This is a genomic window from Streptomyces sparsus (genome assembly GCF_054776295.1).
The window spans coordinates 1-6,042 of record NZ_BAAHCA010000234.1 but is presented as its reverse complement, the minus strand read 5'-3'; the positions used below and the strand labels follow the sequence as shown (position 1 = coordinate 6,042).

The following is a 6,042-nucleotide window of genomic DNA, read 5'->3' as shown; positions in this document are numbered from 1 at the left end:
GGTCGGGCGGGCGGGCGACGGCCCGGGGGACGCCGGCCGGGTAGCCGGCGCACGCGGGGGCGTCGACTCGTTCCCGGTCTGGGGTGTCGGCTCAGGCGGGCGCATCGGCGACCTCCTCCAGCAGGTCCGCGACCTCGCGCATGACCTCGTCCTCGGCGACCGCGACCCGGAACGCGCCGCCGAGGCCGGGCATGCCGCTGAAGGCCCGGATGCGGAAGCCGCGGACGTGCAGCGCCTCGACGAGCCGCTCGGGTTGGCCGGGGTCGGGAGTGACGAAGGTGGCGAAGTTCGCGCCGGGTTGCAGCGGGGTCCACTCGGGGTGGTGGGCCCGCACGGCCCGTACGAAGTCGGCCCGGATGCGGGCGACGTCGGCCCAGACTGCGCGGAACTCGTCCCGGCGGGGCAGCAGTGCCGTCAGCAGGGCCAGCGCCGGGCCGGCGACGGCGCTGTCGGGGCGGAAGCGGAAGAGGTAGCGGGCGGTGTCGGGGTGGCTGAAGACCGCGGCGATCCGCGCACCGGCCAGGGCGTGGCTCTTGGAGTAGGAGCGCACGACGACCAGGTGCGGGAAGCGGTCCACGAGGGGGATGTGGGTGACGTCGGCGAAGGCGCCGTAGCACTCGTCGACGACCAGCAGGTGGCCGTGCGCTCCGGCGGTCTGAGCGAGGGCTGCGACCTCGTCGGTGGTGAGGACGAGTCCGGCGGGGCTGATCGGGTTGGCGAGTGCGACCACCGCCGGGCCGGGGGCGGTGCGCAGCCGGGTGTGCAGCGTCTCCAGCGCGGCCCGGGGCGGGTCGCCGGTGAGCACCGGGCACCCGGTGACGGGAACGCCGCGCAGCCCTGCGTAGTGGCGCCACGCCTCGAAGGCCGGGTCGGCGAGGATCAGGCGTCCCGCGGGCCGGGCGAAGGCGTCGACGAGCAGGCCGATCGCGGAGTCCGAGCCGCCGGTGAGGGTGATGCCGTCCGGTTCGGTGCCGTGTTCGGTGGCCAGCGCGGTGAGCGTCTCCTGCTGGTACGGGTAGGAGCGGACGTCGTCGACGCGCAGGGCCGCGGTCACCTCGGTGACGAGCCGGTCGGCGTCCGGGTGGCGGAGTTCGCAGCTCTTGAGGTTGGTCGCGGTGGTCCTGGTGCGCGGGGACGGGTGGACGTGGGCCGCGCCCGCCCGGCGCGGGAAGCGCGGCGGCGCGGCGGGCGGGGCCGTCACGACAGGCTGCCCGACATGTGCCGGGGCACCTGCTTGTAGACCGTGGTGGGCCGGTCCTCGCGGCCGAAGACCGCCTCGTACACGCCTGTGGCGTCCTCCCCCGCGGGGAACGAGGTCAGCTGGCGGTTGAAGCGGCTGATCTCCAGCGGAGTCATGGTCGGCGTCATCTCGTGCAGCGGGGTGTAGACGGTGGGCCGGAAGCGGGCGCCGACGTCGCGCACCACCTCTCGGGTGCGGTGGACGCCCTCGATGGTGGTGCCCGGCAGGCCGACGATGACGAAGGCGTTGAGTTCGACGCCTGCGTCGTCGCACCACCGGGCCAGTTGCCGGAACCGCTCCTCCTCGATGCGCTTGGTCCGGGGCAGGCCGCCGTGGCCGTCGGGTTCGAGCGTCTCCAGGCCGACGGAGATCCGCACGCAGCCGGCGCGGCCCATGAGTGCCACGAGTTCCTCGCTGAGGTGGTGCACGGTGGTGGCGCACTTCCAGCGCGGTGAGACGGGGCCGTCGAGGAACCGGGCGCACAGCTCCTTCACCCAGGTGCGGTCCAGGGTGAAGGTGGGCGCGTAGAAGGCGACGTACTCGAAGGGGGCGACGCGGTAGCTGCGTTCGACGTAGTCCACGACCTGGTCGACGCTGAGGCGCCGCTCGCGCAGCCCGAAGATGGCCGGCACCTCGCAGAACTCGCAGTTGACGGGGCAGCCGCGGGCGGCGGGCACCACCAGTTCGCGCCGGAAGGGGATGCCGCAGAACTTGTGGGTGTCGTCGGAGTAGAGCCGGTCGTAGGACTCGTAGGGGATCTCCTCGACGTCGGGCAGCACCCACTCCCCCGGGTCGAGCGCGGCGCCCGGACCGGTCGGCGGGTGCCAGCGCTCGCCCTCGCGCACGCCGACGCCAGGCAGTCCGCCGGTGACCGCTCCTGCGGTCATCGCCCGCAGGTAGGCGGCGACACCGCACTCGTAGTCACCGGACTGGACGACGGCGTCCAGGTCGTAGCGGGCGAAGAAGCCGGGGTTCATACTGCTGAGCCGTCCGAACGTGACCAGCTTGCTGTGCGGTGACAGTTCGCGGGCGTACATGACGAAGCGTTCGAAGCCGTCGACGGCGTCGAAGTCGTTCATCATCGCGATGAGGTCGTACTGCTCCTGGTGCAGCAGGTCGCCGACGGCCTTCCAGTTCATCTGGGTGGCACCGGCGTCGCAGGTGTCCACGCGGGTGGTCCCGCTGAGGGTCCGCAGGTGACCGGCGGTCATGTACAGCGGCGTGTGGTGGCCGGCGTTGAAGTAGCTCGGCACGTGGGGCGGCCAGACGACCAGGACTTTCGCCACGTGGATCTCCTCGACTGGGTGGGCTACGGCGATTTTCGGCGCGCGCGGCGGGCGGGTGGAACAGAGCGTTTCTGTGGTTGGAACACGACATTCGATCGGTGCCGGGCGGCGGCGCCGCCGTCGGTGGTGGCGGCTGCGGTCACCGGGACAGCAGGGCGCGAAGTGGGCCGAAGTCGGGTGCGGCGGGGTCGACGAGCACCGTGTCCCAGCCGAGGGCACGGGCCGGCTCGGTGTCGTTCCAGGGGGTGTCGCCGACCATCACACGGCGGGTGAAGGTGCCGCGGCCGATGTGCCGGAAGACCCGCGGGTCGGGCTTCTTCGGCCCCCCGTCGGAGGTGAACAGGCAGGCGTCGAGCACGTCGGGCACGTCGAGGTGACGCAGCAGGCGGCGCATCTGGTCGCCCGGTAGGTAGCAGTTGGTGAGCAGCCGCACGACGTGTCCGGCCGCGGCGGCCTCGGTCATGGCCTCGGCGGCCGGGCGGCACAGCGCGAACCGGCCGTCGTCGGGCCCCAGCAGGTGCCACATCACGGCGTCCAGGCGTTCCGGTCCGGCGCGTACCTCGTGCCGGCGCAGTACTCGGGTGAGCAGGTCGCGGGTCTCGGGCTGCTCGGCGGACGGGTCGGTGAACACCTTCCAGAACGTCTCGAACAGTTCGTCGACGACGGCGTTGGCGGTGCGGTCGGGTATGCCGAGGCCGGTGGCGAGTCGGTGGGCGAGTTCCGGGGCGTCCGGCATGGGGCGCAGCTCGGTCACCAGGGTGCCGAAGCAGTCGAGTACCACCAGTGCGGGCATGGCGGGCTCCCCTCGGGCGGGTGACACGGCTTCGGTGCCGGCGGTGACGGTGGCGGGCGGGAGACGGGGTGGTGTCACGACCAGGCGACCTTGGGTTCGTCGAAGCGGAAACGGAGCAGGCCCACCGTGAACAGGGTCGCCGCGCAGCCCAGGAGGACGAGGACCGGCAGGGCCACCGCGGCCAGGTCACCACCGTCCAGCACGACCGTGTGGAAGCCGCGCATCGCCCAGTAGGAGGGCGTGAACGGCGCGAGCGGAGCAACCCAGGAAGGCAGTTGGGAGACCGGAGCGAGCGCTCCTCCCACGCCGGCGAACAGCAGCGCGGCGACGTTGGAGAAGACGTTGAGCTGCATCACCGTGCGGCACGCGGCGACGAGGACGAACCCGAACGCCACCAGGAACAGCGCCAGTGCGACCGCGACCGCGGCGAGCGCGGCGTACGTACCGCGGACCCGCAGCCCGTACAGCGGGCCGCCGACGGCGAACAGCACGCCGAGTTGTGTCACCGCCACCAGCAGCGGCGTCACCGTGCGCCCGGCGAGCACCTCCCAGGGGCGGGCGGGGCTGGCCCGCAGCCGGTCCCAGGTGTTCCAGCCGTGCTCCCGGAAGATGCCGTAGCCGACGTTGGCGGTGAGGAAGAAGGCGAACATCACCGCGATGCCGGGCACGGCCTGCTCGGCTCCGTTCAGGGGAACGCCGTCCACCGACGTGCCGCGCTCCGCGGTCAGCCCGGCGCGTAGCAGGGGTTGTGCGAACGCCATCACGAGCAGCGGCATGACCGTCATGGTGATCAGCGGTGTCAGGTCGGTGCGCTGCAACCGCATGTCCTGGCGGACGATCGCGGCGACCCGGCGCAGCGGCGCGTCAGGCACGGCCTTGCTCCTTCCCCGGTGGTTCGGTGGCGCCGACGGGCGGGGCCCCGGCGGCGAAGCTGCGTCCGGTGAGTTCGACGAAGACGCTCTCCAGGCTGGGCCGCACGATCCTCAGGCCGGTCAGTTGTTCGGCCGCGGCCGGGCCGAGCCGCTGGAGCAGCTCCGCTGCGGCCCGGTGCGGGGCTTCTACGCCGATGCGCAGGCCGTGCGCGGTACGGGTGACGGGCCAGGGCAGGTCCAGGTCGGGCGGCGGTCCGCGGAAGGTGAGATCGAGGGCGCTGCGGCCGTGGCGGCGGACCAGTTCGGTGAGGGTGTCGTGGGCGATGATCCGGCCGGCGTCGAGCACGGCGACGTGGGCGCCGAGGGTCTCGACCTCGGTGAGGTAGTGCGTCGAGTAGCAGACGGCGGTCCCCTCGCGTGCGAGGGTCCGTACGAGGTCCAGCAGTCCCGTGCGGGTCTGCACATCGACGCCCGCGGTGGGCTCGTCGAGCAGCAGCACCCGGGGGCGGTGCAGCAGGGCCAGGGCCACGTGCAGCCGACGCTGCTGGCCGCCGGAGAGCTGCCCGGCGCGCCGGTCGAGCAGGCCGGTGAGCGCCAGCGGATCGGCGACCTCGTCGACACGGGTCCTGGCGGCCGACCGCCGCAGTCCCGCCAACTCGGCGTGGAAGAGCATGTTCTGGCGGGCCGTCAAGGGTGGATAGATGGCCGGTTCCTGTGCGGCCAGGCCCAGCGCGAGCCGGGCGGCGTGCGGCGCGGTGACCGGGTCGTGTCCGGCCACGCGCACCGACCCCGCGTCCGCTCGGCGCAGCCCGGCGACGATGGACATCAGGGTCGACTTGCCCGCGCCGTTCTCCCCGAGCAGCGCGGTGACGCGACCGGTCGGCACGCTCAGGTCCACCCCGTCGAGGGCGAGCACGCTGCCGTAGCGCTTGCGCACGCCGGTGAGTTCCAGGCCGGCGTCGCCGTGGGGCCGGACGGCCGGTCCGGCGGGGCCGGGCAGTGTGGCGCGGTCAGTCACCGGGCAGCGCCCAGTCACCCGGCAGGACCCCTGGCAGGCCGAGTTGTTCGAGGTGGTCGGACCAGGTGCGCACCAGGCCGATGGCCTTGAACATGCCGGAGCCGGCGCGGATGTAGGGGAGCCGCTCGGGGTAGCCGAGCCTGCGCTCGCTCTCCGCGAGGTGGTCGCGTAGCTGCCGCAGCCAGTCCTCGGCGGCCTCCCCGGTGAGACCCGTGCCGGCCGCGGCAAGTCGTTCCCCGTCGGCCGCCTCCTGGGCCGGCAGACCGGCGAACGGGTCGAACGTCACCTGGCCCTGCGGCCAACTCAGCTCGCCCCGGGTGGCGAGGCTGCGGACCGACAGGGAGATGTGCACGAGTTCGTGGGCCATCAGCACCGCGGTCTCCGCCTGGCCGGCGTGCAGTGATCCCTCAACGTCCTCGAGGGCCGCGTGCCCCTCCAGTACCACCCGGGCGGCGCCGTGGGCGCGAAAGCCGATCAGGCGTCGCACGTCGGGAAGTTGCTCTGCCGGAACGGCGGGGACGGTGGGTTGCTGCGTGGTCACGCGGCCACCTCCCCGGTCTGCGGGGCCACGCCCAGCCACAGCATGTCGTGCACGAACAGACGCAGGACCTCCGGTGGGGGCGGCTCGTCGAGCGGCCCCTGCCACACCACGGCCTCGCCGCCGCTCTCGCCGCCGGAGGTGCCTCCGGCAGCGGTTCCGGGGGCGGGCGGAAGGTCGGAGAGCTCACTCTGCAGGGCCCGCATACCCCAGCGGTCCACGACGGTGCCGCGGTCCACCGGCCGGGTGGACACGCCGGGCGCCCAGCGCACGACGGCCTGCCAGCTACCGGGAG

The 6,042-nt window shown here is 73.2% G+C and carries 6 protein-coding genes and 1 pseudogene; all 7 read right to left on the bottom strand.

Going from position 1 to position 6,042, the window contains the following annotated elements:
• Positions 1–91: 91 nt before the first annotated feature.
• Positions 92–1,201 carry an aminotransferase class I/II-fold pyridoxal phosphate-dependent enzyme gene (locus ACYVE9_RS13060; RefSeq protein WP_461027982.1) on the bottom strand — a complete coding sequence of 370 codons (1,110 nt, stop codon included), beginning with the start codon at positions 1,199–1,201 and terminating at the stop codon, positions 92–94.
• Positions 1,198–2,526, bottom strand: coding sequence for a B12-binding domain-containing radical SAM protein (locus tag ACYVE9_RS13055; RefSeq protein WP_461027981.1), 1,329 nt, complete (start codon positions 2,524–2,526; stop codon positions 1,198–1,200). Before ACYVE9_RS13055 ends, ACYVE9_RS13060 begins: the two co-directional genes overlap by 4 nt.
• 139 nt (positions 2,527–2,665) lie before the next feature.
• Positions 2,666–3,397 carry an HAD family hydrolase gene (locus ACYVE9_RS13050; protein ID WP_461027980.1) on the bottom strand — a complete coding sequence of 244 codons (732 nt, stop codon included), beginning with the start codon at positions 3,395–3,397 and terminating at the stop codon, positions 2,666–2,668.
• Positions 3,394–4,191, bottom strand: a complete 798-nt coding sequence (locus ACYVE9_RS13045; protein ID WP_461027979.1) for an ABC transporter permease — start codon at positions 4,189–4,191, stop codon at positions 3,394–3,396. The genes ACYVE9_RS13050 and ACYVE9_RS13045 overlap by 4 nt, the downstream gene beginning before the upstream one ends.
• On the bottom strand, positions 4,184–5,209 hold the full coding sequence (locus ACYVE9_RS13040) for an ABC transporter ATP-binding protein (protein ID WP_461027978.1): 1,026 nt from the start codon (positions 5,207–5,209) through the stop codon (positions 4,184–4,186). Before ACYVE9_RS13040 ends, ACYVE9_RS13045 begins: the two co-directional genes overlap by 8 nt.
• The gene (locus ACYVE9_RS13035) at positions 5,202–5,750 is read right to left on the bottom strand and encodes a hypothetical protein (RefSeq protein ID WP_461027977.1); all 549 of its coding nucleotides are present in this window, start codon (positions 5,748–5,750) and stop codon (positions 5,202–5,204) included. The genes ACYVE9_RS13040 and ACYVE9_RS13035 overlap by 8 nt, the downstream gene beginning before the upstream one ends.
• A pseudogene (locus tag ACYVE9_RS13030) lies at positions 5,747–6,042 on the bottom strand (hypothetical protein); the annotation flags it as partial. The gene ACYVE9_RS13035 and the pseudogene ACYVE9_RS13030, both read right to left, overlap by 4 nt.